The sequence below is a fragment of the Streptomyces sp. NBC_00385 genome, from assembly GCF_035917155.1.
Lineage (GTDB): Bacteria > Actinomycetota > Actinomycetes > Streptomycetales > Streptomycetaceae > Streptomyces > Streptomyces poriferorum.
This window is the reverse complement of record NZ_CP107951.1, coordinates 462,499-488,700: the sequence shown is the minus strand read 5'-3', so window position 1 is coordinate 488,700 and position 26,202 is coordinate 462,499. Positions and strand designations below refer to the sequence as shown.

At 70.9% G+C, this 26,202-nt stretch carries 24 protein-coding genes and 1 riboswitch; of the genes, 17 read left to right on the top strand and 7 right to left on the bottom strand.

The features are described 5' to 3' along the window. Positions 1-65: 65 nt before the first annotated feature. The 13 genes from OG959_RS02195 to OG959_RS02135 all read left to right on the top strand — a co-directional run bounded on the left by OG959_RS02195 (position 66) and on the right by OG959_RS02135 (position 14,895). Positions 66-995 carry an ABC transporter permease gene (locus tag OG959_RS02195; RefSeq protein ID WP_326656261.1) on the top strand — a complete coding sequence of 310 codons (930 nt, stop codon included), beginning with the start codon at positions 66-68 and terminating at the stop codon, positions 993-995. Next, the gene (locus OG959_RS02190; RefSeq protein WP_326656260.1) at positions 988-1,773 is read left to right on the top strand and encodes an ABC transporter ATP-binding protein; all 786 of its coding nucleotides are present in this window, start codon (positions 988-990) and stop codon (positions 1,771-1,773) included. The genes OG959_RS02195 and OG959_RS02190 overlap by 8 nt, the downstream gene beginning before the upstream one ends. Before the next feature lie 446 nt (positions 1,774-2,219). Next, positions 2,220-3,140, top strand: coding sequence for a squalene synthase HpnC (gene hpnC, locus OG959_RS02185; protein WP_326656259.1), 921 nt, complete (start codon positions 2,220-2,222; stop codon positions 3,138-3,140). A 29-nt stretch (positions 3,141-3,169) separates the two neighbouring features. After that, the gene (gene hpnD / locus OG959_RS02180; RefSeq protein WP_326656258.1) at positions 3,170-4,090 is read left to right on the top strand and encodes a presqualene diphosphate synthase HpnD; all 921 of its coding nucleotides are present in this window, start codon (positions 3,170-3,172) and stop codon (positions 4,088-4,090) included. A gap of 119 nt (positions 4,091-4,209) precedes the next feature. Beyond that, entirely contained in the window at positions 4,210-5,598 is a 1,389-nt protein-coding gene (hpnE, locus tag OG959_RS02175) for a hydroxysqualene dehydroxylase HpnE (RefSeq protein WP_326656257.1), read from the top strand. Continuing rightward, the gene (locus OG959_RS02170; protein ID WP_326656256.1) at positions 5,595-6,698 is read left to right on the top strand and encodes a polyprenyl synthetase family protein; all 1,104 of its coding nucleotides are present in this window, start codon (positions 5,595-5,597) and stop codon (positions 6,696-6,698) included. Before hpnE ends, OG959_RS02170 begins: the two co-directional genes overlap by 4 nt. Positions 6,699-6,805: 107 nt before the next feature. After that, the gene (shc, locus tag OG959_RS02165; RefSeq protein WP_326656255.1) at positions 6,806-8,809 is read left to right on the top strand and encodes a squalene--hopene cyclase; all 2,004 of its coding nucleotides are present in this window, start codon (positions 6,806-6,808) and stop codon (positions 8,807-8,809) included. Then, positions 8,809-9,468 (top strand): phosphorylase family protein, encoded by a 660-nt coding sequence (locus OG959_RS02160; protein ID WP_326656254.1) that lies wholly within the window; start codon positions 8,809-8,811, stop codon positions 9,466-9,468. Before shc ends, OG959_RS02160 begins: the two co-directional genes overlap by 1 nt. Positions 9,469-9,473: 5 nt before the next feature. After that, positions 9,474-10,493, top strand: coding sequence for an adenosyl-hopene transferase HpnH (gene hpnH / locus OG959_RS02155; RefSeq protein WP_326656253.1), 1,020 nt, complete (start codon positions 9,474-9,476; stop codon positions 10,491-10,493). 174 nt (positions 10,494-10,667) lie between these two features. Continuing rightward, complete coding sequence (gene dxs, locus OG959_RS02150) at positions 10,668-12,596, top strand: 1-deoxy-D-xylulose-5-phosphate synthase (protein ID WP_326656252.1); 1,929 nt, start codon at positions 10,668-10,670, stop codon at positions 12,594-12,596. Further along, entirely contained in the window at positions 12,593-13,990 is a 1,398-nt protein-coding gene (locus OG959_RS02145; RefSeq protein WP_326656251.1) for an aspartate aminotransferase family protein, read from the top strand. The genes dxs and OG959_RS02145 overlap by 4 nt, the downstream gene beginning before the upstream one ends. Before the next feature lie 72 nt (positions 13,991-14,062). Then, positions 14,063-14,671 (top strand): helix-turn-helix domain-containing protein, encoded by a 609-nt coding sequence (locus OG959_RS02140; protein WP_326656250.1) that lies wholly within the window; start codon positions 14,063-14,065, stop codon positions 14,669-14,671. 47 nt (positions 14,672-14,718) lie between these two features. Further along, positions 14,719-14,895 (top strand): DUF6126 family protein, encoded by a 177-nt coding sequence (locus OG959_RS02135; protein WP_168713529.1) that lies wholly within the window; start codon positions 14,719-14,721, stop codon positions 14,893-14,895. Positions 14,896-14,959: 64 nt separating this feature from the next. Here OG959_RS02135 and OG959_RS02130 read toward each other — a convergent pair whose 3' ends face one another. Beyond that, a complete protein-coding gene (locus OG959_RS02130; RefSeq protein WP_326656249.1) occupies positions 14,960-15,772 on the bottom strand; it encodes a tyrosine-protein phosphatase in 813 nt (270 codons plus the stop codon). 485 nt (positions 15,773-16,257) lie between these two features. Next, positions 16,258-16,416: riboswitch (cyclic di-AMP (ydaO/yuaA leader) on the top strand. Between the two features lie 3 nt (positions 16,417-16,419). On the opposite strand from OG959_RS02130, the gene OG959_RS02125 reads away from it, so the two are divergent. Then, entirely contained in the window at positions 16,420-17,352 is a 933-nt protein-coding gene (locus tag OG959_RS02125; RefSeq protein ID WP_326656248.1) for a M23 family metallopeptidase, read from the top strand. 247 nt (positions 17,353-17,599) lie between these two features. After that, positions 17,600-18,418, top strand: a complete 819-nt coding sequence (locus OG959_RS02120; RefSeq protein ID WP_326656247.1) for an SGNH/GDSL hydrolase family protein — start codon at positions 17,600-17,602, stop codon at positions 18,416-18,418. A 16-nt stretch (positions 18,419-18,434) separates the two neighbouring features. On the opposite strand, the gene OG959_RS02115 is transcribed toward OG959_RS02120, so the two are convergent. Genes OG959_RS02115 through OG959_RS02090 form a run of 6 tightly spaced genes read right to left on the bottom strand, consistent with a single transcriptional unit; the run spans position 18,435 to position 24,605 of the window. Beyond that, complete coding sequence (locus OG959_RS02115) at positions 18,435-19,322, bottom strand: STM4011 family radical SAM protein (protein ID WP_326656246.1); 888 nt, start codon at positions 19,320-19,322, stop codon at positions 18,435-18,437. A gap of 7 nt (positions 19,323-19,329) precedes the next feature. Next, the gene (locus OG959_RS02110; RefSeq protein WP_326656245.1) at positions 19,330-20,694 is read right to left on the bottom strand and encodes an STM4012 family radical SAM protein; all 1,365 of its coding nucleotides are present in this window, start codon (positions 20,692-20,694) and stop codon (positions 19,330-19,332) included. After that, positions 20,691-21,506 (bottom strand): STM4013/SEN3800 family hydrolase, encoded by an 816-nt coding sequence (locus tag OG959_RS02105; protein WP_326666165.1) that lies wholly within the window; start codon positions 21,504-21,506, stop codon positions 20,691-20,693. Before OG959_RS02105 ends, OG959_RS02110 begins: the two co-directional genes overlap by 4 nt. 40 nt (positions 21,507-21,546) lie before the next feature. Then, the gene (locus OG959_RS02100; RefSeq protein ID WP_326656244.1) at positions 21,547-22,689 is read right to left on the bottom strand and encodes an STM4014 family protein; all 1,143 of its coding nucleotides are present in this window, start codon (positions 22,687-22,689) and stop codon (positions 21,547-21,549) included. Continuing rightward, positions 22,670-23,644: an STM4015 family protein gene (locus OG959_RS02095; RefSeq protein WP_326656243.1), complete on the bottom strand. Its 975-nt coding sequence runs from the start codon at positions 23,642-23,644 to the stop codon at positions 22,670-22,672. The genes OG959_RS02100 and OG959_RS02095 overlap by 20 nt, the downstream gene beginning before the upstream one ends. A gap of 7 nt (positions 23,645-23,651) precedes the next feature. After that, the gene (locus OG959_RS02090; protein WP_326656242.1) at positions 23,652-24,605 is read right to left on the bottom strand and encodes an STM4015 family protein; all 954 of its coding nucleotides are present in this window, start codon (positions 24,603-24,605) and stop codon (positions 23,652-23,654) included. Between the two features lie 175 nt (positions 24,606-24,780). On the opposite strand from OG959_RS02090, the gene OG959_RS02085 reads away from it, so the two are divergent. Then, positions 24,781-25,107, top strand: coding sequence for a hypothetical protein (locus tag OG959_RS02085; protein ID WP_326656241.1), 327 nt, complete (start codon positions 24,781-24,783; stop codon positions 25,105-25,107). 88 nt (positions 25,108-25,195) lie between these two features. After that, entirely contained in the window at positions 25,196-26,197 is a 1,002-nt protein-coding gene (locus tag OG959_RS02080; protein ID WP_326656240.1) for a DUF6745 domain-containing protein, read from the top strand. The last annotated feature ends 5 nt before the right edge of the window (positions 26,198-26,202 follow it).

The following is a 26,202-nucleotide window of genomic DNA, read 5'->3' as shown; positions in this document are numbered from 1 at the left end:
GGACCTGTCCGCCCTGAGCCGCGCCCGCGACTGGCTGCGCGTTTTGAATACGAGAGTTTCATCTGGTGAGTGACACAACCCATGACGGTGCTGTTGCGTTGAGCACCCCGCCCTCGGCCGATGACGGCCTGAGCCCAGCCGGTCTGGCCACGAAGTACGGCCTCACGGTCAGCGGCGCCCGGCCCGGGCTCTTCGAGTACGTGCGCCAGCTCCGCGGGCGACGCCACTTCATCATGGCGTTCTCCCGGGCCAAGCTGACCGCCCAGTACAGCCAGGCCAAGCTGGGGCAGCTGTGGCAGGTGGCCACCCCGCTCCTGAACGCCGCGGTGTACTTCGTCATCTTCGGCCTGATCCTCGGCACGAAGAAGGGGATGGAACCCGAGGTCTTCATCCCCTTCCTGGTGACCGGGGTCTTCGTCTTCACCTTCACCCAGAGCTCGGTGATGGCCGGGGTCCGAGCGATCTCCGGCAACCTCGGCCTGGTGCGGGCGCTGCACTTCCCGCGTGCCTCGCTGCCCATCTCGTTCTCGCTCCAGCAGCTCCAGCAGCTGCTGTACTCGATGATCGTGCTGGTTGCGGTGACCGTCGGATTCGGCAGTTACCCGCGGCTGTCCTGGCTGCTGGTGATTCCCGCGCTGGTCCTGCAGTTCTTCTTCAACACCGGGTTGGCGCTGATCATGGCGAGGCTCGGGGCCAAGACGCCCGACCTGGCCCAGCTCATGCCGTTCGTCATGCGGACGTGGATGTACGCCTCCGGCGTGATGTTCTCCATCCCGGTGATGCTCGCCGACAAGCCGGCCTGGATCGCCGATGTGCTGCAGTACAACCCGGCGGCCATCTACATGGACCTGATCCGTTTCGCGATGATCGACGGCTACGGCTCCGAGAACTTGCCGGCGCATGTCTGGGTCGTGGGTCTCGCCTGGGCGCTCCTGGTGGGCGTGGCGGGCTTTGTGTACTTCTGGAAGGCAGAGGAGCGGTACGGCCGTGGCTGAGGACAACACCGCGGGGCGCATCCCCACCGTGATCGCCGACGACGTGCACATCGTGTACCGCGTCAACGGCGGCGGCGGTGGCAAGGGTGGCGCCACCGCGGCACTGAGCCGGATACTGCGCCGCGGCAAGGGCGAGGAGCGGGGTGTCCGCAAGGTGCACGCCGTGCGCGGCGTCTCCTTCACCTCCTACCGCGGCGAGGCCATCGGGCTCATCGGTACGAACGGCTCCGGCAAGTCCACCCTGCTGCGGGCCATCGCCGGACTGCTGCCGACCGAGAGCGGCAAGGTGTACACGGACGGGCAGCCCTCGCTGCTCGGCGTGAACGCGGCGCTGATGAGCGACCTGACGGGCGAGCGCAACGTCGTGCTCGGCGGGCTCGCCATGGGAATGAGCCGCGAGGAGATCCGCGAGCGGTACCAGAGCATCGTCGACTTCTCCGGCATCAACGAGAAGGGCGACTTCATCACCCTGCCGATGCGGACGTACTCCTCCGGCATGGCGGCCCGGCTGCGCTTCTCCATCGCCGCCGCCAAGAACCACGACGTCCTCATGATCGACGAGGCGCTGGCGACCGGCGACCGCAAGTTCCAGATCCGCTCCGAGGAACGCATCCGGGAGCTCCGCAAGGAAGCCGGCACCGTCTTCCTCGTCAGCCACAGCAACAAGTCGATCAGGGACACCTGCGACCGCGTGCTGTGGCTGGAAAAGGGCGAACTGCTGATGGACGGTCCGACCGACGAGGTCCTGAAGGCGTACGAGCGCGAGACGGGCAAGTAGGGCGTCACCGAAGCCGCGTACCGCAGCGGCCTCTGCCGGAGCCTTCCGGCAGAGGCCGCTGTGCTGCTTACGGATCGTCGGCCGCGTCCCGGACGTCCACGGCTCGTCGTACGGCACCCGGCAAGATCTCCTCCCGCCGGATGACGTCAATTTCCTTGCACGAGGGGAAAGTTGACAGGGCGAAGCGCACAGGTGTTGTGCGCCCCGCACCCCGGCGTATGGATGAGCGTTGTACAACGTAAGCTGTACCGGTGCTGATTCGTGGCAAGTGGGGCGATACCGCCTGGGGGGACGGCTCATCGTCGTCCTCCGCACTCGGGAGAGCGGGCGGCGTGTCCGGAATGGGATGTTTTGGGTCGGCAGTGTAGAACGGGAGATGTGACGGCTATGACGGAAGATCTCCAGCTCCGAGGTGCTCACGCCGTCCTCGCGCAGGGCGGTCCGCAGTGACCCGTACCCCGCAGACGCGGCTTGATTCCGCCGTACCCGGAACCCTTGACAAGGCCGCGGACGAGAACTTCCCGGTGGCCCCCTTCTTCCTGCCGCGCGCCTGGCGCGACGACCTGATGGCCGTCTACGGCTTCGCCCGGCTCGTCGACGACATCGGTGACGGCGACCTCGCCCCCGGCGGCGCCGACGCCCGGCACCTCGGTCTCGACCCGGCCGAGGGTGAGGACCGGCTCGCGATGCTCGACGCGCTGGAGACGGACCTGCGACGGATCTTCACCGCCACCGGCGAGACGCCGCACCACCCCCTCCTGCAGGCACTGCGCCCCACCGTGCGTCGCCGCGCACTCACCCCCGAACCCTTTCTCGGCCTCATCGAGGCCAACCGGCAGGACCAGAAGATCCGCCGCTACGGGACGTACGAGGAACTCCTCGCCTACTGCGAGCTCTCCGCGAACCCCGTCGGCCGCCTGGTCCTCCAGCTGACCGGCACCGCCAGTCCCGAGCGTGTCCGCCGCTCCGACGCCGTCTGTACCGCGCTGCAGATCGTCGAGCACCTGCAGGACGTCACCGAGGACCTCGGCCGTGACCGGATCTATCTCCCGGCCGACGACATGGCCAGGTTCCATGTCACCGAATCCGACCTGGCGGCACCGTCCGGGGGCGCGGCGGTGCGGGCGCTGGTCGCGTACGAAGCCGAACGCGCCGGAGATCTGCTGAATGAAGGCACCCCTCTGGTGGGTAGCGTCCACGGCAGGCTCAAGCTGCTTCTCGCCGGATTCGTGGGAGGGGGGCGTGCCGCCCTCACCGCGATCGCGGCCGCCGGGTTCGACGTACTGCCCGGACCCCCCAAACCCACCAAGCCCAGCCTGCTGCGCGAGGTGGGAGTTGTTTTGCGAAGAGCGCGTAGAGAGGGGTGAGCCGGACCGTGGAGGGACAGACGACGTACATGTCGGCACCGGTACAGGCCGCATACAGTTACTGCGAGGCGGTCACCGGACAGCAGGCGCGTAACTTCGCGTACGGCATCAGGCTGCTGCCCGTCGAGAAGAGGCAGGCCATGTCGGCCCTGTACGCCTTCTCCCGGCGGGTCGACGACATCGGTGACGGCGAGCTGGAGCCGGAGACCAAGCGCGTCCGCCTGGAGGGCACCCGCGCGGTGCTGGACCGGATCCGTGACGGAGCGGTCGACGAGGACGACACCGACCCGGTGGCCGTCGCGCTCGCCGACGCCGCCCGCCGCTTCCCGCTGCCGCTCGAAGGGCTCGACGAGCTCATCGACGGCGTGCTGATGGACGTGCGCGGCGCGACCTACGAGACGTGGGACGACCTCAAGATCTACTGCCGGTGCGTCGCCGGCGCCATCGGCCGCCTCAGCCTGGGCGTCTTCGGTACGGAACCCGGCGCCCCCGGCGCCGAGCGCGCCGCCGAGTACGCCGACACACTCGGCCTCGCGCTCCAGCTGACGAACATCCTGCGCGACGTGCGCGAGGACGCGGGCAACGGGCGTACCTACCTGCCCGCCGACGACCTCGCCAAGTTCGGCTGCTCCGCCGGCTTCCACCGGGCCACCCCGCCGCCCGGCTCCGACTTCGCCGGGCTCGTCCACTTCGAGGTCCGGCGCGCCCGCGCCCTCTTCGCCGAGGGCTACCGCCTGCTGCCGATGCTCGACCGGCGCAGCGGCGCCTGCGTCGCGGCCATGGCCGGCATCTACCGACGGCTCCTCGACCGGATCGAGCGCGACCCCGAGGCGGTGCTGCGCGGCAGGGTCTCGCTCCCGGGCCATGAGAAGGCGTACGTGGCGGTGCGTGGCCTGTCGGGCCTCGACGCGCGCCACATCTCGCGCCGCACGATCAGGGGGCGTGTCTGAATGCCTCACACGGACATCTCGCGCACCATGTGCATCATGGATGATCACTCCGTGCGGCGGGCAACCCTCTGCCGTACGCATGCGTCCCTGACTGAAAAGACCTGGCGAGAGGGGGACGCATGACGGACGACGCCCTGCGTTCCTCGCGCGCGGTAGTGATCGGGGGCGGGCTCGCCGGTGTGACGTCGGCCCTGCGGCTGGCCGACGCCGGGCTTGACGTGACCCTGCTCGAAGGGCGCCCCCGGCTCGGCGGCCTCGCCTTCTCCTTCCGACGCGGCGAGCTGACGGTCGACAACGGACAGCATGTCTATCTGCGCTGCTGCACCGCCTACCGCTGGTTCCTCGACCGGGTCGACGGGGCAGCGCTGGCACCGCTGCAGAACCGTTTGGACGTGCCCGTTCTCGACGTGGGACGGCTTGCGGGCCCCCGCCTCGGACGGCTGCGCCGCAACGGCCTCCCGGTCCCGCTCCACCTCGCCGCCGGACTCGCCGCCTATCCGCACCTCTCGCTCGCCGAGCGTGCGAGCGTCGGGCGGGCCGCGCTGGCCCTCGGCCGGCTGGACCCGGACGACCCCGCACTCGACGACGTCGACTTCGGCAGCTGGCTCGCCCGGCACGGCCAGTCGCCCCGCACCGTCGAGGCACTCTGGGATCTCGTCGGCGTGGCCACGCTCAACGCCACCGCACCGAACTCCTCGCTCGCGCTCGCCGCGAAGGTCTTCAAGACCGGCCTCCTCTCCGAGCCCGGGGCAGCCGACATCGGCTGGGCCTCCGTGCCGCTCGGGGACGTCCACGACACCCTCAGCCGCAAGGCCCTGGACTCCGCCGGCGTCCGCACCGAACTGCGGACGAAGGCCGGCGCGCTCACCCGCACCGACGACGGACGCTGGGTGGTCGACACCGGCGCCGAACGGATCGAGGCGGACACCGTCGTGCTGGCCGTACCGCAGCGCGAGGCCCATGACCTGCTGCCCGAGGGCGCGCTCGACGCACCGGAGCGGCTGCTGGAGATCGGCACCTCGCCGATCCTGAACGTGCACGTGGTCTACGACCGCAAGGTGCTCAGGCAGCCGTTCTTCGCCGCACTCGGCTCGCCGGTGCAGTGGGTCTTCGACCGGACCGAGGCATCCGGCCTCACCGGCCCCGGCCAGTACCTCGCGGTCTCCCAGTCCGCTGCCCACGAGGAGATCGAGCTGCCCGTCGCCGAGCTCCGCGCGCGCTACCTGCCCGAGCTGGAGCGGCTGTTGCCCGCCGCCCGCGGGGCCGGGATCAGGGACTTCTTCGTCACCCGGGAGCGGACGGCGACGTTCGCACCCGCGCCCGGCGTCGGTCGGCTGCGACCGGGGACGCGTACCCGCGCCCCCGGCCTCTTCCTGGCCGGCGCCTGGACCGCCACCGGCTGGCCCGCCACCATGGAGGGCGCCGTCCGTAGCGGTGCCGGCGCCGCGGACGCCGCACTCCTGGCGCTCGGCCGCCCCCACGAACATCCGCTGCAGGAGGCGGCATGAGCAGTACCACCGGAACAAGAGGAGAGTCAGTGACCCCGGCGAATCCGGCTTCCGACACCGTGGCGGACACCACGGACGTCACCGCGCTTCTGGAGCGCGGACGGGCCCTTTCCGCGCCGGTGCTCCGGGCCGCCGTTGACCGGCTCGCACCGCCCATGGACACCGTGGCCGCGTATCACTTCGGCTGGATCGATGCCCAGGGCAGGCCCTCCGACGGCGACGGCGGCAAGGCCGTCCGCCCGGCGCTGGCCCTGCTGTCCGCGGAGGCGGCCGGCGCCGCCGCCGAGGCCGGCGTCCCCGGCGCGGTGGCCGTCGAACTCGTGCACAACTTCTCGCTGCTGCACGACGACCTGATGGACGGCGACGAGCAGCGACGCCACCGCGACACGGTGTGGAAGGTGCACGGCCCCGCCCAGGCGATCCTCGTCGGCGACGCGTTGTTCGCGCTGGCCAACGAGATCCTGCTGGAGCTCGGCACCGTCGAGGCGGGCCGCGCGGCCCGCCGGCTGACCTCGGCCACCCGCAAGCTCATCGACGGTCAGGCCCAGGACATCTCCTACGAGCACCGCGAGCGGGTCACCGTCGAGGAGTGCCTGGAGATGGAGGGCAACAAGACGGGCGCCCTGCTCGCCTGCGCGTGCTCCATCGGCGCGGTGCTCGGCGGCGCCGACGACCGCACCGCCGACGTCCTGGAGGCGTACGGCTACCACCTCGGCCTCGCCTTCCAGGCGGTCGACGACCTGCTCGGGATCTGGGGCGACCCGGAGTCCACCGGCAAGCAGACCTGGAGCGATCTGCGCCAGCGCAAGAAGTCCCTGCCGGTCGTCGCCGCGCTCGCCGCGGGCGGACCGGCCTCGGAGCGTCTGGGCGAGCTGCTCGCCGCCGACGCGAAGAGCAACGACTTCGACAGCTTCTCCGAAGAGGAGTTCGCCGCCCGTGCGGCGCTCATCGAGGAGGCGGGCGGCCGCGAGTGGACCGCCCAGGAGGCCCGTCGTCAGCATGCGGTCGCCATCGAGGCGCTGCATGGTGTGGACATGCCGGAAACCGTGCGGGCGCAGCTCACGGCGCTCGCGGACTTCGTCGTCGTACGAAAGAGATGATGACCATCTGCTCCATATGACTCGCAGTCGCCGGCCGGTGCCCGTCACGGGCGCCGGCCGACGGAGACCCCAGCACAGCAGAGGACCAACTGCACGAAGGGGAAGCCATGACAGCGACGACCGACGGAAGCTCCGGGGCTGTGGACCCCCGAGCAGCCTCGGCCAGTAGTCCGACAACCGAATCAACCATCGCCGCGGACGACGTACTCGCCGCCGCGCGGCGGGCCGCGGAACGCTCGGTGGAGCACCTCCTCGGCAGACAGGACGAGCAGGGCTGGTGGAAGGGCGACCTCGCCACCAACGTCACCATGGACGCCGAGGATCTCCTGCTCCGGCAGTTCCTCGGAATTCAGGATCCCGCCACGGTCCAGGCGGCCGGCCGCTTCATCCGCGGCGAACAGCTCGGCGACGGCACCTGGGCCACCTTCCACGGCGGCCCCGGAGATCTCTCCGCCACCATCGAGGCGTACGTCGCACTGCGTCTGGCAGGGGACCGCCCGGACGAACCGCACATGGCCCGCGCCGCGGGATGGGTCAGGGAACAGGGCGGGATCGCGGCGAGCCGCGTCTTCACCCGGATCTGGCTGGCCCTGTTCGGCTGGTGGAAATGGGACGACCTGCCGGAGCTCCCGCCCGAGCTGATGTTCTTTCCCAAATGGGTCCCGCTCAACATCTACGACTTCGGCTGCTGGGCCCGCCAGACCATCGTGCCGCTCACCGTCGTCTCCGCGAAGCGGCCGGTACGGCCGGCGCCCTTCGCCCTGGACGAGCTGCACACCGACCCCGACGAACCGAACCCCTCCCGCCGCCCCGCCCCGGCCGCCAGCTGGGACGGCGTCTTCCAGCGCCTCGACAAGGCGCTGCACGTGTACCACCGGTTCGCCCCGCGCCGACTGCGCCGGGTCGCCATGAACGCGGCCGCCCGCTGGATCATCGAGCGCCAGGAGAACGACGGCTGCTGGGGCGGCATCCAGCCACCCGCCGTGTACTCCGTCATCGCCCTGCATCTGCTCGGATACGACCTCGACCACCCGGTGATGCGGGCCGGACTCGAGTCCCTCGACCGGTTCGCGGTCTGGCGCGAGGACGGCGCCCGCATGATCGAGGCCTGTCAGTCCCCGGTCTGGGACACCTGCCTCGCCACCATCGCACTCGCCGACGCCGGGGTCGGCGCCGACCACCCCGCGCTGGTGAAGGCGGCCGACTGGATGCTGGGCGAGGAGATCGCCCGGCCCGGCGACTGGTCGGTGCGCAGGCCTCAACTGGCCCCGGGAGGCTGGGCGTTCGAGTTCCATAACGACAACTACCCCGATATCGACGACACTGCGGAAGTGGTTCTCGCGCTGCGCCGGGTCCGCCACCCGGACCAGGCGCGGATCGAGGCCGCCATCGAGCGCGGCGTGCGCTGGAACGTCGGAATGCAGTCCCGCAACGGTGCCTGGGGTGCCTTCGACGCCGACAACACCAGCGCGTTCCCCAACCGGCTGCCGTTCTGCGACTTCGGCGAGGTCATCGACCCGCCGTCCGCCGACGTCACCGGGCACGTGGTGGAGATGCTCGCCATCGAGGGCCATTCCGGTCACCCCGCGACCCGGCGGGGCATCGAGTGGCTCCTCGCCGAACAGGACGCGGCCGGCGGCTGGTTCGGCCGCTGGGGCGTCAACTACGTCTACGGAACCGGGTCGGTGGTGCCGGCCCTGGTCGCCGCCGGACTGTCCGCCTCGCACCCCTCCATCCGGCGCGCGGTCGGCTGGCTGGAATCCGTCCAGAACGACGACGGCGGGTGGGGCGAGGACCTGCGCTCCTACCACGAGGACAAGTGGATCGGCCACGGAGCCTCGACGGCGTCCCAGACCGCCTGGGCGCTGCTGGCACTCCTCGCGGCCGGCCGGCGCGACACCGTGGCCGTCTCACGGGGCATCGCCTGGCTGGCCGAGACCCAGCAGGCCGACGGCTCCTGGGACGAGCCGTACTTCACCGGGACCGGCTTCCCCTGGGACTTCTCCATCAACTACCACCTCTACCGGCAGGTCTTCCCCCTCACCGCACTCGGACGGTACGTGCACGGCGACCCGTTCGCCGGCCGCACGGCGGTCCGCGAGGGGGCCTGATGGGCGATACCCCGGGGCCGGCCGGCCCCACCGCCCCGCTGCTCATCGCCTGCGCGCTGGGCATCGAGCACCTGGCCCTGCGCACCGGCAGGGCCAGGGCGGGCACCGCCCCCGGCCCCGTGACCGTACTGCGTACGGGCATGGGACCGAAGGCGGCCGAAACGGCCGTGGCGAGGGCGCTCGGCGAGAGCCGGGCCGCCGGCGCCGCCGTCATCGCGTCGGGGTTCTGCGCCGGGCTCGCACCCGGTATGCACCCCGGCGACCTGGTGGTGGCCGACGAGACCCGGACCGCCGGGACGTCGGACGCCTGCACCGGCACGGAACTCCTCGCCGACGCACTCGCCAGGGCCGTACCGGGACGCACCGTCCACACCGGTCCGCTGACCGGCTCCGACCATGTCGTGCGAGGGCATGAGCGGGCCGATCTGCGGGCCACCGGAGCGATCGCGGTGGACATGGAGTCCGCCGCGACCCTGCGCATCGCCCTGCGGTCCGGGCCACGCCCGGTTGCGGCCGTACGGGTGGTCGTGGACGCTCCGGAGCATGAGCTCGTCCGCATCGGCACGGTCCGCGGTGGAATATCGGCTTTCCGTGTTCTCCGTGCCGTCCTGCCGGCTTTCTATGAATGGCACCGATCTTTGCTGCTCCCCAGGAGGTGAGCTAGATGGCCATGCCGCTCCGTCAGTCCATCAAGGTTGCGACGTACCTCATTGAACAGAAGCTCCGAAAGCGGGAGAAGTTCCCGCTGATCGTCGAGCTGGAGCCCTTGTTCGCCTGCAACCTCGCCTGCGAGGGCTGCGGGAAGATCCAGCACCCGGCCGGAGTCCTCAAGCAGCGCATGCCGGTGGCCCAGGCCGTCGGCGCCGTGCTCGAATCGGGCGCCCCGATGGTCTCCATCGCCGGCGGCGAGCCGCTGATGCATCCGCAGATCGACGAGATCGTCCGGCAGCTGGTGGCGAAGAAGAAGTACGTCTTCCTCTGCACCAACGCGATGCTGATGCGCAAGAAGCTCGAGAAGTTCACCCCTTCGCCCTACTTCGCGTTCGCCGTCCACATCGACGGCCTGCGCGAGCGTCACGACGAATCGGTTGCCAAGGAAGGGGTGTTCGACGAGGCGGTCGCGGCCATGAAGGAGGCCAAGCGGCGCGGCTTCCGCGTCACGACCAACTCCACGTTCTTCAACACCGACACACCCCAGACCATCATCGAGGTCCTCAACTTCCTCAACGACGACCTGAAGGTCGACGAGATGATGATCTCGCCCGCCTACGCCTACGAGAAGGCACCCGACCAGGAGCACTTCCTGGGCGTCGAACAGACCCGCGAGCTGTTCAAGAAGTCCTTCGCGGGCGGCAACCGGGCCAGGTGGCGCCTGAACCACTCGCCGCTCTTCCTGGACTTCCTGGAGGGCAAGGCGGACTTCCCGTGCACGGCCTGGGCCATTCCGAACTACTCCCTGTTCGGCTGGCAGCGGCCGTGCTACCTCATGAGCGACGGGTACGTGCCGACGTACCGGGAGCTCATCGAGGAGACGGACTGGGACAAGTACGGCCGCGGCAAGGACCCGCGCTGCGCCAACTGCATGGCGCACTGCGGCTACGAGCCCACCGCCGTCCTCGCCACCATGGGGTCGCTGAAGGAGTCCTTGCGCGCGGCGCGGGAGACCATCGGCGGGAACCGGTGACGTGATGACCGCGGGAGAGCCGGCCGCACCGGCTCTCCCCGTTCCGCGGGCCCGGCCCGGACGCCGCCCCCTGCGGCGCGTCCGGGCCGGGCCGGCGGCAGTCGGTGGGAACGCGCACCGGGGGTCCCAGCCGTCATCGTGAGCCGACAACAGGACCAGAGAGGGGGCCCGGGCATGACGCTGCTGCAGTCCATCCGGGGGCCACACGATCTCAAGGCACTGAACGAACCGCAGCTCGGCGAACTCGCCGAGGACATCAGGAAGTTCCTCGTCCAGGCAGTGGCCAGGACCGGTGGGCATCTCGGCCCCAACCTCGGGGTGGTGGAGCTCTCCATCGCCCTGCACCGGGTGTTCGACTCCCCGGTGGACCGGATTCTGTGGGACACCGGCCACCAGAGCTACGTGCACAAGCTCCTCACCGGGCGACAGGACTTCTCCAAGCTGCGGAGCAAGGGCGGCCTCTCCGGCTACCCCTCGCGTGCCGAGTCCGAGCACGACGTCATCGAGAACTCGCACGCCTCCACCGTGCTCGGCTGGGCCGACGGTCTGGCCAAGGCGAACGAACTCCTCGGCCGCCCCGACCACGTCGTCGCGGTCATCGGCGACGGGGCGCTCACCGGCGGGATGGCCTGGGAAGCGCTGAACAACATCGCCGCCGCCGGGGACCGCCCGCTGATCATCGTCGTCAACGACAACGAGCGCTCCTACGCCCCGACGATCGGCGGCCTCGCCAACCACCTCTCCACCCTGCGTACCACCGACGGATACGAGCGCTTCCTCTCGTGGGGCAAGGGCGTCCTGCAGCAGACACCCGTCATCGGGCAGCCGCTGTACGAGTCGCTGCACGGCGCCAAGAAGGGGTTCAAGGACACCTTCGCGCCGCAGGGCCTGTTCGAGGACCTCGGCCTGAAGTACGTGGGACCGATCGACGGCCACGACACCGCTGCCGTCGAGTCCGCACTCCACCGCGCCAAACGCTTCCACGGCCCCGTGCTCGTGCACTGCATCACCGAGAAGGGCCGCGGCTACCTCCCCGCCCTCCGGGACGAGGCCGACCGCTTCCACACCGTCGGCGCGATGGACCCGCTGACCTGCGCCCCGCTCGCACCCGCGGCCGGCCCCACCTGGACCTCCGTGTTCGGGGACGAGATCGCGTCGATCGGCGCGGAGCGTCCGGACGTCGTGGCCCTCACGGCGGCCATGCTGCATCCCGTCGGTCTGACGAAGTTCGCCGAGGCGTTCCCCGGCCGGGTCTGGGACGTCGGGATCGCCGAGCAGCACGCGACGGTCTCGGCCGCCGGACTGGCGACCGGGGGACTGCACCCGGTCGTCGCCGTGTACGCCACCTTCCTCAACCGGGCCTTCGACCAGCTATTGATGGATGTCGCCCTGCACCGGTGCGGCGTCACGTTCGTGCTCGACCGGGCCGGGGTCACCGGGCCCGACGGGGCCTCCCACAACGGCATGTGGGACATGTCCGTCCTCCAGGTCGTGCCCGGCCTGCGGATCGCCGCGCCGCGTGACGCCGACCGGCTGCGCACCGCACTGCGCGAGGCCGTCGACGTCGACGACGCACCGACCCTGATCCGGTTCCCCAAGGAGTCGGTGGGGCAGCCGGTCCCCGCGATCGGCACCATCGGCGGCATGGACGTCCTGCACCGCGCCGACGAGGCCGACGTGCTGCTGGTCGCGGTCGGCGTGATGGCGCCTGTCTGCCTCCAGGCCGCCGATCTGCTGACGGGTGCCCGCATCCGCTGCACGGTGGTCGACCCCCGCTGGGTCAAACCGGTCGACGAACAGCTCGCGCCGCTCGCCGCACAGCACCGGCTCGTCGCCGTCGTCGAGGACAACAGCCGGGCCGGAGGCGTCGGCTGGGCCGTGGGGCAGGCACTGCGGGACGCCGGGGTCGACGTACCGCTGCGGACGTTCGGCATTCCCGACCAGTTCCTCGCCCATGGGAAACGGTCCGAGATCCTGGCCGACATCGGACTCACACCGGTCGAGATCGCGGGCCGGATCAGCGCCGCGCTGGCCACCGAGGACGCGGCAACCGGCAGGGCACACCACGCCCGGGGCAACGGGCACAAGGAGAGCGGGGCATGAAGGACGACGGGCCCAAGGGCTTCGATGTGGCGCGGCTCCTCGCGGAGCGCGGCGCCGAACGCTACGAGCTGCACACCAAGTACCTCAACCACCAGCTCCCGCGCATGCTGCACACCATCGGCTTCGACAAGGTCTACGAACGGGCCGAGGGCGCGCACTTCTGGGACGCGGACGGCAACGACTACCTGGACATGCTCGCCGGTTTCGGGGTGATGGGGCTCGGCCGGCACCACCCCGTCGTACGCAAGGCGCTGCACGACGTCCTGGACGCCTCGCTGGCCGATCTCACCCGCTTCGACTGCCAGCCGCTGCCGGGACTGCTGGCCGAGAAGCTGCTCACGCACAGTCCGCACCTGGACCGGGTCTTCTTCGGCAACAGCGGCACCGAGGCGGTGGAGACGGCCCTCAAATTCGCCAGGTACGCCACCGGGAAGCCGAGGATCCTGTACTGCGCGCACGCCTTCCACGGGCTCACCACCGGCTCGCTGTCGGTCAACGGCGAGGCCGGCTTCCGGGACGGGTTCGCCCCGCTGCTGCCCGACACCGCCATCGCGCTCGGTGACCTCGACGCGCTGCGCCGCGAGCTGAAGCGGGGCGATGTGGCGGGCCTCGTCGTCGAACCGGTCCAGGGCAAGGGCGTGCACGCCACGCCACCCGGTTTCCTGCGTCAGGCCCAGGAACTGCTGCACAAGCACAAGGCCCTGCTCATCGCCGACGAGGTGCAGACGGGCCTCGGCAGGACCGGGGACTTCTACGCGTACCAGCACGAGGAAGGCGTGGAACCCGACCTGGTGTGCGTCGCCAAGGCGCTCTCCGGCGGCTACGTGCCCGTCGGGGCGACCCTCGGCAAGGACTGGATCTTCAAACGCGTCTACTCCTCGATGGACCGGGTCCTGGTCCACTCCGCGAGCTTCGGCTCCAACGCCCAGGCGATGGCGGCCGGACTCGCCGTCCTCTCGGTCATGGAGGACGAGGAGACGGTGGCCAACGCGCGCCGCACCGGTGACCTGCTCCGCGAACGGCTGGCCGCGCTCGTCGGGCAGTACGAGCTGCTGCACGAGGTGCGGGGGCGCGGGCTGATGATCGGCATCGAGTTCGGCCGGCCGTCCTCGCTGAAGCTGCGCAGCCGCTGGACCATGCTGCAGGCGGCCCGCAAGGGACTGTTCGCGCAGATGGTGGTGGTGCCGCTCCTCCAGAAGCACCGGATCCTGACCCAGGTCTCCGGCGACCACCTCGAAGTGATCAAGCTGATCCCGCCGCTGGTGATCGACGAGGCGGACGTGGACCGCTTTGTGGCCGCGTTCACGGCGGTGATGGACGACGCGCACAGCGGCGGCGGGCTGATGTGGGACTTCGGGCGGACCCTGGTGAAGCAGGCCGTCGCCAACCGCTGACCTGCCCGTTTCGGGAATTGCCTCGGAGGCAAGAAACTTGCCTCCGAGGAAAGGTCCTGGCCCAATGGAGGCATGAATCCTCCCGAAGGAGGGGCGGCCGACGAGCTGCCCGGGGTCGCGCCACGCCTGCGCGAGCTGCGCCGCAGCCGTGGTCTCACCCTGGAGACCGCCGCTCAGCGGGCCGGACTCTCGCCCGCTCACCTGTCCCGGCTCGAAACGGGCCGGCGCCAGCCCTCGCTGCCGATGCTGCTCGGACTCGCCAGGATCTACGGTACGACGGTCTCCGAACTGCTCGGCGAGATCCCCCCGGAACGTGACGCGATCGTACGGGGCCGCAGGTTCGAGGGTGCCGAGGCCGACGGCTGGATGTACCAGCAGGCCGGCGGTCCGGGCCGGGCGATGCAGGCCCTGCGCGTCCGGGTCCCGTACGGCGCACAGGGGGACCTGGTGCGCGTGCACCCCGGCGAGGAGTGGCTGTACGTCCTGGCCGGGCACCTCAGGGTGACCCTCGGGGAAACGGTCCATGACCTCGCCCCCGGCGACAGCGCGCACTTCGACTCGCTCACTCCGCACCGGATCGCGGCCCTGGACCGTGACGGTGTCGAGCTGCTCTTCGTCCACACCCTGCTGCAGAGCCCCGCCGCCGAGCTGTGTCTCGGCAGCGGGATCCACCGTCGCTGAGGCGCTGTCCCCGCGACCGGCCCGCCGGTCGCCAGAGAGGACCTGTCATGTCCGATTCCGAGAACTACGACCCGCTCGGCCCGGGCCGGCCCAAGAACTACGACCCGCAGGAGAAGAAGATGCCCCGCGGGCTCGTCATCAGGCTCTTCGCCTACCTGGTGGCCGGGCACGTGATCGCGGGCTTCCTCTATCTGCTGTTCGCCGTGGGGATGCACAACCAGTAGACAGGCGGGCGGACGACCCGTAGCCGCCGGGCGGACGGCCGTGGCCGCGGGCCCCTCCGGGTGCTCAGCCCGCGTCGAGCAGGCGCTCGCGCAGCCGCTCCCGCGTCTCCGGGCTGATCCTGAGGCCTTCGGCGAGATAGCGGTCGGTGCCGCCCCAGGTCTCGTCGATGGTGGTGAAGGCGGCGGCGAGATAGTCGGGGTGGGCGCCGAAGAGGGGATTGAGCAGCTCCATCACCTCGGGAGACATTCCGGCGGCGGAGGTGTCGCTGCGGCGGACCTTGTAGCGGCGGTGCGCGTCGTTGGACTTGAGGTAGTCGGCCTCGATGGCCTCGCGCTCGACGCCGACGGCGAGCAGGGACACCGCGATGGAGAGACCCGCGCGGTCCTTGCCCGCGGCGCAGTGCATCAGGGCGGGCACGCTGTCCTCGGCGAGCGCGTGCAGTACCCGGCTGTGCTCGGCCGTGCGGTCCAGGATGATCCGGCGGTAGGAAGCGACCATGCGGCGCGTCCCCTTCCCGTCGGCCAGGATCGACCGCAGCTCGGTCATGTTGCCGTCGCGCACCATCCGCCAGAACTCCGCGCCGTCCGCCGGGTCGCTGAGCGGGATGCTCACGTTGCGCACGCCCGGGAGTTCCACGTCCAAGCCGTCGAGCTTGTGGTCGGCGCCGTTGCGGAAGTCGAAGACGGTGTGCAGGCCGAGACCGGTGAGGAACGCGGCGTCCTCGGCCGTGGCGTGCGCCAGGTGGCCACTGCGGAAGAGCCGCCCGTACCGCACCCGGCGGCCGTCGGAGGCGGGCAGGCCGCCCACGTCACGGAAATTGCGGACACCCACCAGCTCCGGCTCCGTCGACGGGGTCTGCGGCAGCTGCTGCGTCACGGTCACTCCTGGGGGCTCTGCCGCCGGCGCGTGTCGCCCGCGGGTCCACTCTCGTGACGATACGACATTGATTCCTCAGGCAATCATCTTGGTCGTGCCCGCACTTCGGGCCTGTGTGGCGGTCCGCCCGACGGGTCTCTCCACCCTGCCGCGCGGGCCTGGATCCATGCAGACGGTCCGACGGCGCGGAGACGATGGGCATGACATGTCCGTATTGGGGCTTTTAGTCGAACATGCCCTGCTTCTACGGTAGATGATCGCCCTCTCGTGAGCGGGATCATATCCGTGACGGTGTGTGGCGGCGGGGCGGCTGGGTATTCCATGCGCGGCGCGGAAATCCAAGATCCGTAATCCACGGAGTGTGACCGGAATTCCTCTCCGAATTTCCGGCACGGAATCCCGCACGGAACCCGTGGCTTGTTTCCTCCGTCCCGGCTCGCTTACGTTCGCTGCAATCCGGACGGACCGCCTAATCCTGCCGCCGCCCGGAATTCGCACCCACTCACCGCGTGGCAGGAGCGGGGGAACCAGGTAAGCCGCCGACCGGGAAACCGGACGGCTCGGGGTGAAGTCGCGCCAGTCGCGACCGGACATCTCCAGTCCGAACCCGACAGCTCACCTCGCAGGCGCCGGAGAGGAAATCCTTCATGCCCATATCGGGTAAGCACCGTCGTCCCAAGTCCAGCACCATCGCCCGTGGCGTCGTCGCCGCGAGTGCCGGCGGAGCCGTCATCGCGCTTCCGCTGCTCGGCGCCACCGGTGCCCACGCCGCGGAGCAGTCCGCTCCGGTCACCTCGAAGTCGGCCGCCGCTCACGCCACCCCGGCCAAGCCGGTCGCGAAGAAGCAGGCCGGCACCACGTCCTACTCCGTGGTCTCCGGCGACTACCTGTCCAAGATCGCTGCCGAGCACAAGCTCAAGGGCGGCTGGGAGAAGCTGTACCAGGACAACCGCAAGGTCGTCGGCGACGACCCGAGCCTGATCTTCCCGGGCATGAAGCTGACCCTCGGCGGCAAGGCCTGGGGCCACGCCTCGACCACCTCCACGGGCTCCACCACCCCGTCGAAGGCCCCGGCCAAGACCGAGACGAAGGCCTCCACGACCTCGGACTCGTCTTCCTCCTCCGACGACTCGTCGTCCAAGAAGTCCTCGGCCCCGGCCACCCAGAGCAACGACTCGGGTTACGTCCACCCGGTCCCGGGCAACCACACCACCGCCTACCGCGCCTCCGGTGCCAACTGGTCCAGCGGCAGCCACACCGGCATCGACTTCCCCGTGTCCACCGGCACGAGCGTGAAGGCGATCACCTCCGGCACCGTCGTCACCGCCGGCTGGGGCGGCGCGTACGGCAACGAGGTCGTCATCAAGCACGCCGACGGCCACTACTCGCAGTACGGCCACATGTCCTCGCTCTCCGTCTCGGCCGGCCAGACCGTGACCGCGGGCCAGCAGGTCGGCCTGTCCGGCTCCACCGGCAACGCCACCGGCCCGCACCTCCACTTCGAGGTCCGCACGGGTCCGGCGTACGGCTCGGACATCGACCCGATCGCCTACCTGGCGTCGCACGGCATCAACGTCTGATCCGGGCAACACCGGTCCGGTGAACCGGGCCTGAGCAATGCATAGAGGGACGGTGCGCGGCGGCGCACCGTCCCTCTGCCTTTGGCCGCCGCGTTCGGAGCCGGTGCTCCGGGGCGGTGGCGGCAGTCGGCCGGTGGCCGCTCTTATTCCCCCTTTACCAAAAACTGACCGGGTGGTCTATCTCACCACCCGTCAACCCCTTATTACGGTCGCGTAGGTCACATTCGGCGGTGCAGGATATGCCCTTGTGGCAGACGATTCGAACAACATCCAGCAGGGCGTCATCAACCGACAGGGCGCCATCGGGTCGTACGCGGCGATTGGCGACAGCTTCACCGAGGGAGTCGGTGACCCCGGCCCGGACGGAACCTTCGTCGGCTGGGCGGACCGGTTCGCGGTCCTTCTCGCGGACCAGCTCCCGGACCCCGCTCACGGAAACTTCGGATACGCCAATCTCGCCGTACGAGGACGCCTCCTCGACCAGATCGTCGAGGAGCAGGTGCCGCGCGCCAGGGAACTCGCCCCCGATCTGGTGAGCTTCTGCGCCGGCGGCAACGACATCATCCGGCCGGGCACCGATCCCGACGACGTGGCCGAGCGCTTCGAGCGCGCGGTCGCCGACCTGACCCGGTCGGTCGGCACCGTCATGGTCACCACCGGCTTCGACACCCGCAACGTGCCCGTGCTGCGCCATCTGCGCGGCAAGATCGCCACTTACACCGCCCATGTCCGGTCCATCGCCGACCGCTACGACTGCCCGGTCCTCGACCTGTGGTCCCTGCGCTCGGTCCAGGACCGGCGCGCCTGGGACAACGACCGGCTGCATCTGTCGCCCGAGGGCCACACCCGGGTCGCGCTGCGCGCCGCCCAGGTACTCGGCCTCGAAGTGCCCGCCGACCCGGACCAGGAATGGCCGCCGCAGGCCCAGCGAGGAACGCTCGAAGTGCGGCGCGACGACATCCACTGGGCCCGTGAGTACCTGGTCCCGTGGATCGGCCGGCGGCTGCGCGGCGAGTCATCGGGCGACCATGTGGAGGCCAAGCGGCCCGACCTGCTGCCGCTCTGAGAGAGACCCGCAGTCCTCAGTCGCCCCGGGCGAACGGGGCGACCGAGGACAGCGGCCGTGCCGGAACGCGCTCCAGCACCCCACCGGCGAAGACGTCGTAGAGCGGCAGCGTCTCCAGATGCACATAGCCGATGTGGCAGTCGCAGACGGCGAGCGGACAGGCCCGGGGACCCAGCGCCGCGCGGTAGCTGCCGTCGTAGAGATTGCCGAGTTCCGCGCGGACGAAGTGGCAGCGGCGCACCGTGCCGTCGCCGTCCACCGAGATCACCGACTCACCGGTCCGGCAGGGCAGCCCCGCCGAACGGTGCGGATGCCGGCTGTAGGGGAACAGCGGGTCGATCGCCGTCCACCGGTCCGCCTCCTCGTCCGTGTAGGTGTGGCCCTCGGCGGCGTTGACCCAGAGGTAGACCTCCTCGGGCAGGGCCGCCCGCAGCCGCCGCGCCTCGTCGAGGTGACCGTCGAGCCCGACGACCCCCACGCTGTGGCGGATCCCCAGGGCCACCAGCTCCTCGCACCGCCCGAGGAAGCGCTCGTACGGTGTCTGGCCCGGGTGGTACGTGCACCAGAGCGCGATCTTGTCGCGTCCGGCGGCACCGGCCGAGGCCAGCCACTGGGTCCGGCCGCCCAGGTTCGTCTGGACCGCCACCCGGTGGACGTGCGGCATCCGCGACAGCTCGATCATCGCCCGCCGGTACCAGGAACGGACCAGCCCCTCGCCCCACGGGGTGAACAGCACGGAGATCCGGTCGCCGGTCTGCGCCGCCGCCCACGCCGTGAAGCGCTCCAGTGCGGCCCGGTCGGCGCGCAGCTGTTCCCGGCTGTCGCGGCGCTTGGCGAACGGACAGTAGGGGCAGTCGTAATCGCACGACGCGAGCGGACCGCGGTAGAGAATCGTCAGGTCCATGCGGGGCTCACTTCAGCTCGTACGCGGCCATCGCGGCCCGTACGGCAGGGGAGAAGAGGTCGGGACCCAGCGCGTCGGAGTGGGCGAGCCCTTCGGGCGTCAGGCGAAGCAGGCCCGTGGCCGACGCGTCGCGGTCGAGCCAGCCCCGGGCGTCGAACCGGGCGAGCTCCTCGGTGAAGTCCTCGCCCGGGTCCGTACCGAACCGCTCGCGGTACTCGGACACGCGCATCCCCTCCGCCTGCAGGACGGACTGCAGGAGATGGCGGCGGCGCGCCTCGTCGCCGTCGGTGAACCGGCCCACCTCGGCGTGCGAGAAGTCCTCGGTGGCCGTGTAGCCGTCGATGATGGCCCGCACCTCACGCATCTCCACCGCGTAGTCGAAGGAGTAGTGCAGCCGCGACGTGTACGAGCGGGCGCCGCAGCCCAGGCCGATCATGCCGTCCGTCTGACAGGCGTGGTCGTCGGGGCCCTCGGCCCGCGGGGCGTCGGCGCGGCGGAACATCCGCATGGACACCTGCGCGTAGCCGTGGGCGAGGAGATGATCGCGGCCGGCCCGGTACAGCCGCAGCCGCTGCTCGTCCCAGGCCGCGTCCGCCGCGGCCTCGCCAGCGGCCCCGAGCCGGCCCAGCCCGGTCAGCGGACGGACGTAGAGCGGGTAGAGGTACAGCTCCTCCGGCCGCCACCGGAGCGCAGCGTCCAGCGAGGTGCGCCAGCTCCGCTCGGTCTGGCCGTCGATGCCGTAGATCAGGTCGATGTTCAGGACCGGGATGCGGCTGTCCCTGATCAGGCCCAGTGCGCTCTCCACATCGGCGCGCCGCTGCGGGCGGACCGCGGCGCGGGCCTCGGCCTCGACGAAGCTCTGCACACCGATGCTGATCCTGGTCGTCCCCCGGTCCGCCAGGACCACCAGCCGGTCGGCGGTGGCGGTCGACGGCGAGGTCTCCACGGACAGCGGCACGGACCGCAGGTCGGCCCCCATGCGCTTCTCCGCGATGTCGCACAGCCGCTCCAGCTCACCGGCGGTCAGGAACGTCGGCGTGCCCCCGCCGAACGCGGCTGCCGCGAAGCGCACCGGTTCCCCGTCGCCCAGCGCGTCCCGTACGGCGGTCGCCTGCCGGTCCAGCGCGTCGAGATAGCGGGTGGTCAGCTCGTCGGGTGCGCCGATGCGCGTGAACAGGTTGCAGAAGCCGCAGCGGACCTCGCAGAAGGGTATGTGGAGGTAGAGCGAGAGCGCGTCCTTGCTCTCGCCCGCCCACAGGTCACTCAGCGCGGGCCGCCCGCCCGGGTGTCCGGAGAGCCTGCCGTACGCCGTCTTGTGCGGATAGGCGTAGACGTAGCTCTGGTACGGGCGCGTGGTGTGCGGACTGGTCATCGTGCGGTGGCTCCCGGTTCCAGGAAGAAGTGCGCGTACGGAACGGTCCAGACCGACTCGTGACCGAGCCGGTGACCGGTGTAGCCGTCGTCGCCGTACGCCGTGCCGTGGTCGGAGCAGACGATGGCGAAGGCGCGGCGGCGGCTGCTCGCGGCGGCGAAGAGGCGCCCGATGTGGGCGTCCACGTACTCCAGCGCGGCCGCGTGGGTGGCGCGGCTGTCGCCCGCGTCGCGGGTCGCGCCGGGCCGGTGGAACCAGTTCGGCTGGTGCAGCGCCGACACGTTGACGAAGAGGAACAGCCGCCGACCGGCCGGGAGCTCCCGGACGACCTGCTCGGCACGGGCCACCTGTGCCTCGAACGACGTGGGCGAGGCCACGCCGAACTCCGGTTCCCAGTGCGCCTCCTGGAACAGCCCGGGCAGCACCGAGCCGAGCGGTGCCTGCTGGTTGAAGAACCCGACGCCGCCGATGCACACCGTGCGGTATCCCGCCCCGGCGAGCGCCGACACCAGGTCGGGCGCATCGAAGACGAACGTGCGCTCCGCCGTGGTCTCACTGCCCGCGAAGCGTGCGGCGAACAGCCGGGGATGCGGCCCGGGAGCGGCCGGCGTGGGCAGAAAGCCCGCGAAGATCGCCTGGTGGGAGGCGTAGGTGAAGCTGCCCGGGGCATGCCGCTCCTCCCAGACGCCTCCCGGCAGATGCCGGGCCAGACGCGGGATGCGCCCTGCGGCGGCGAGCTCCACCGCGACGTCGTACCGCAGCGTGTCCAGAGTGACGAGCAGCAGATCGTGGCTGCCCACGACCTCGCTCATGTCGGGGTCGACGGCGTCGCCCGCGACGGCGGGAGAGGATTCAGGGTGTTGCGCTGCCACGGTGGTTCCTTGCTCGGTTCAGTACGGCGGCGACCTGCGCCGCGTAGGTGTCCAGGCCCTCGGCGCCGCTGCCCGGCAGACCGGTCAGTCCCGGCAGCAGATCACCGAAGGCGTTGACCTCGCCGACGGCGAAGCGCCGCCAGCCGGTGGCCGGCAGCAGATCGACGCCCACGCACAGCGTGTCCGGGAAGGCGGCGGCCGCCCGCTCGCACACGGTCAGCGCATCGGCCCAGCTGCCGCCCGCCGTTTCGACGGCGGCCCGCACCTCGTCGAGATCACCGCGCGCACCGCCGAGGTGCAGGTTGGTCATGGGGGAGCGGCTGGTGCGCACGACGGCGTGCGTCGCACGGCCGTCGACCACCACGACCCGCAGATCCGCGGCCCGGCCCCGCTGCGAGGCCTTCGGCAGCCAGCGTTCGATGTGCAGACCGTCCGGCGCGAGTGCGTCGACGATCGCCGCCACCTCGCGCTCGGTCGTGAGGCGGCGGACCCGGAGGGAGTTGTAGAGACGGCCGGCCGGGTCCCGCTCGACCGATGTGGCCGCCCGGATCCGGCCGGCGCCGGCCGTCTCCACGGCCATCACCCCGGAGGCGGAGGACCCGTGCGCCAGCTTCACGAACACACGCGGCAAACGGTGGTCCGCCATGAGCGCACGGACATCGGCCCAGCCCCGCACCGGAGGCGCGCCGGGCCCCGACGTCGGCGAAGCGGGCACGGGGACGCCCGCGGCGTCCAGGACACCGTGGCACCTGCGCTTGTCGAACAGCACCGCGATGTCACCGGGGGTGTCCAGCAGGACCGCGCCGGCCGCGGTCGCAGCCCGCGACACGTCCCGTACGGCGGAGGTGAACCGGGCGTACCAGAGGGCCGAGCCCTCCACCCGCGCCGGGTCGTCGACCCCGCGCAGCAGGCGGTCGACCTCGGGGTCCTCGCCGGGAGACTCGATGCGCACGGTCTCCCCGGGCAGGAAGTCCGCCTTCCCCTCCAGCGCGTCGAGCCACGGCACAGTCCGGGCCCGCGGCAGTCCGGCGGCGCGCACGGCGTCCTGGAAGAGGCCGATCCGGCGGTTGGCGGGGTTGCCGACGACCGCCAGACGCGGCGAGCTACTCGCTGACCGCGACATAACGGGGCTCGTCGTCCTCGGGATCCCAGTAGTCCCCTTCGTCGAGATCGACGTGAACACCCTCGCGGGCGCACATCTCCCGGATGCGGGACATCACCGGATCGGTCAGGTAGTGGTGGTGCAGATCCAGCGAGGTCAGATGGGTGAGCGGCTGACCGTCGAGAAGAGCCAGGGCGCCCGTGTCGCTGAGCGTTCCCATGGCGAGCGAGAGCGACTCCAGCTGCGCGACGACCGGGGCGGACGCGACGGCCGCCGCGATCTCGTCCTGGATCTCGCTGTTCTGCAGTCCGAGATGGCGCAGCCGGGGAAAGCCCGCGCCGGAGAGGACGGGCCTCATGTCCTCCACCGTGGCGTCGCCGCCGTACCACGTGGCACCGAACCAGAGCTCCAGCCGTTCCAGAGCGGGCAGTTCACAGGCGCCGACGGCCCGGACCACATGGCCGGGCAGGCCGCCGGACTCGAACCTCAGCGCCTTCAGTGCCTGATGGTGCAAGGGACGCAGGCTCAGCTTTCCCAGCGTGTGGTCGGCTTCCCCGCCGCCGCGCACCACCAGCTCCTCAAGGCGGGGAAACGCCTCGATGAGGCCGGTGACGTCCGACATCGCCAGCCACGACACCTCGCACTCCTCGCCCGTGACATCGGCGAGGAACAGCGCACGCAGCGCTTGGAAGCGGCCCGCGTCCGCGGCGATCAGCTCCGCGACGGGGGCGAAAGAGGTGTAGTCGTGCTCCCACCATGGGCCGATCAGCAGGGCACGGACCCCGGCCGTGTCGACCGTGTCGAGGAAGTGCTTCCAGAGCCCGGGGAACCCTGGCCCTTCCCATGCGTGGTCCAGCCGCCAGGCCACGGAGTCCGCCCGGGGCAGCGTCGCCGGGTCCGGGCCGCCCTCGCCCGGCGCCGGCAGGGTGAAGACGGGGAGACCGTGGAACGTCCCGGGGTGTTCGATGTCCGTCATCGCGTCCTCACTCCGACGCCGTGACGTACCGGCCCGCCGGGCCGCGGTCGTCCCACGGTTCGCAGCGCTCCGACAGGTCCACCCGCACACCGTGCGGCTCCAGGGCCTCCGCGACCCGGCGCTCCATCGGCTCGGTGAGGAAGTGGTGGTGCAGATCGAGCGCGTCGAGGTGGGTGAGCGGCTGGCCCTCGAGCAGTGCTGCCGCGCCCTCGTCGCCGAGGGTGCCGCAGGACAGATCGAGCGTCCGCAGCCGGGCCACCAGCGGGGCCGAGGCGACAGCGGCCGCGATCTCGTTCTCCACCTCGCTGTTGCGCAGACCGAGATGGTGCAGAGCCGGGAAGCGCGCCCCCGACAGGAGCGGCGCCAGATCCGCCACATCGGCGTCGCCCCCGTACTCGTCGACACCCAGCCACAGGTCGAGCCGCTCCAGCGACGGCAGTTCACTGTCCAGCACCCCGCGCACCACCTCCACCGGCAGGCCGCCGGCCTCGATGGTCAGTGAACGCAGCCCCTCGTGCTTCGTGGCCGGGAAGGCGAGCTTCGATCCGCCGCGCACCCCCAACTCCACCAGCGCGGGGAACGCGGTGAGCAGCGCGGTGACATCACTCTGCTCGATCCACGAGATCTCCGCCTCCTCCGCCGTCAGATCGCCGACGAACACCGCTTCCAGCGACGTCAGCAGCTCGGCAGCGGCGATCACGAGACCGATCGGATACGACGACCTCTCCTCGTACGACTCACCCCACTGCCCGATGATCAGCGCGCGGACACCGGCCGGGTCCACCTCGTCCAGGAACGCGGCGAACTCCTGCTCCCAGGTGCGGTCCTCGTCCTCGTACGGCTCGACCGAGACACGCCAGGCCGCCGCGTCGGCGGCCGGCCGGGGGCTGTCGTTCGTCCCGGACTGGAAATCGACGGCCGGAAGGCCGAGCAGCTCGTGCAGGTGGTCCGCGTCGGACATGGCTCCGGGCTCCTGATGACGGCGACGGGTTGATGTCCGCAAGGTCTATCAAGACCCACTGACAACGGGACGACCGGGCCCCGACGACCGTGCTCACCGGCCGGTTGTCAGACCCCCGTCGTAGCGTTTTCCACGTGGCCGGCACAGCGGGTGCCGCCGCGGAGGGGAGACGTCTGTGTACCGACAGGGCGACGTACTGATCATGGCGCTGGAGGAGTCCGCGGTACCCGCGAACCTCCTGGAGGCTCCGGGCGAACTGCGTGACGGGCGCGGCCGGCTGGTGCTCGCGCTCGGCGAGGTCACCGGACACGCGCACGCGGTGCCGGGGCCGGGGCGGCTGATCAGGGAGGGCGGAATGTTCGGCCCGATGCTGCTGCACCTCCCCGACGGCGGACGCGTGGTGCATGAGGAACACGCGGTGATATCGCTGCCGAAGGGCTGGTTCCGGGTGGTGCGCCAGCGCGAGTACGCGCCGGGGGCGGTCCGCATCGTCGCCGACTGAGGGGTCGTAGGCCTCCGGCAGCTCAAGACCATCAGGCTCACGTGATCAGGCGATCGCGGAACACAGGGAACAGGGGACGGGGAAACCGATGGAGTACGTGGACTCATGGCGGGCCGTGGCGGCGGCGACCGGCGCGGCGGACCGGGCGGCGGCCGAGGACGGGGTACGGCTCGCCTACCGCGGCGCGGGGCTGGCCGAGCCGGTCGAGTTCGTCTGGGCCGATTCGCCCAGGGCCGCCGTCGAGGCGGTGGAGAAGCTGACGGACCCCGGACGGTCGGTCCGTGACGAGGTACGGACCCGGCCCTGGGCGGACGAACGGCGCAGGATGTACGACGAGTTGGGCCCGGCCGGCTGGTCCGCGCTGTGGTCCGCCACCGGTGCCCAGCTCTGGGAGACGACGTCGGCGCTCGCCGACCGCATACGGGCGGGGGTCGTGGCGGACCTCACCGTGAAGCCCGAGGACGCGTCGGATGTCCGGCTGGTGCTCCTGGACGCCGTGCTGGGCCAGCACGACGCGGCCTGGCTCGCCGCCTTCGACGGCAGGGGTGAGCGGCTCGACGGACTCGCGGCCGTCGCGAGGAACGCGGGCTGGTGGTGGCCCTACGAGCGCGCCGTGGTGATGAGCGAGCGCCCGGAGACGCTGCACCGTGACGAGGCGGGCCGACTGGACAGCGGCGCGGGCCCCGCACTCGCCTACCGCGACGGCTTCGCCCTGTACGCCTGGCGCGGCATGCCCGTGCCCGCCGAGTTCCTCGCGGAGCTGGGCGCACTGACGCCCGAGCGGATCCGTGCCGAGGAGAACGCGGAACTGCGCCGCGTGATGCTGGAGTTCTACGGGTACGACCGCTATCTGACCGAGTCGGGGGCCGAGCCGGTGCACCGGGACGAGACGGGGGTTCTCTGGCGGATTCCCCTCGACGGCGACGAGGACGTGGCCATGGTGGAGGTCGTCAACTCCACCCCGGAGCCGGACGGGACGCATCGCACGTACTGGCTGCGGGTGCCGCCGCGCACCAGGACCGCGAAGGAGGGCGTCGCGTGGACGTTCGGGCTGCGGGGCGACACCTACGCGCCGGTGCGCCAGACCTGACGTAC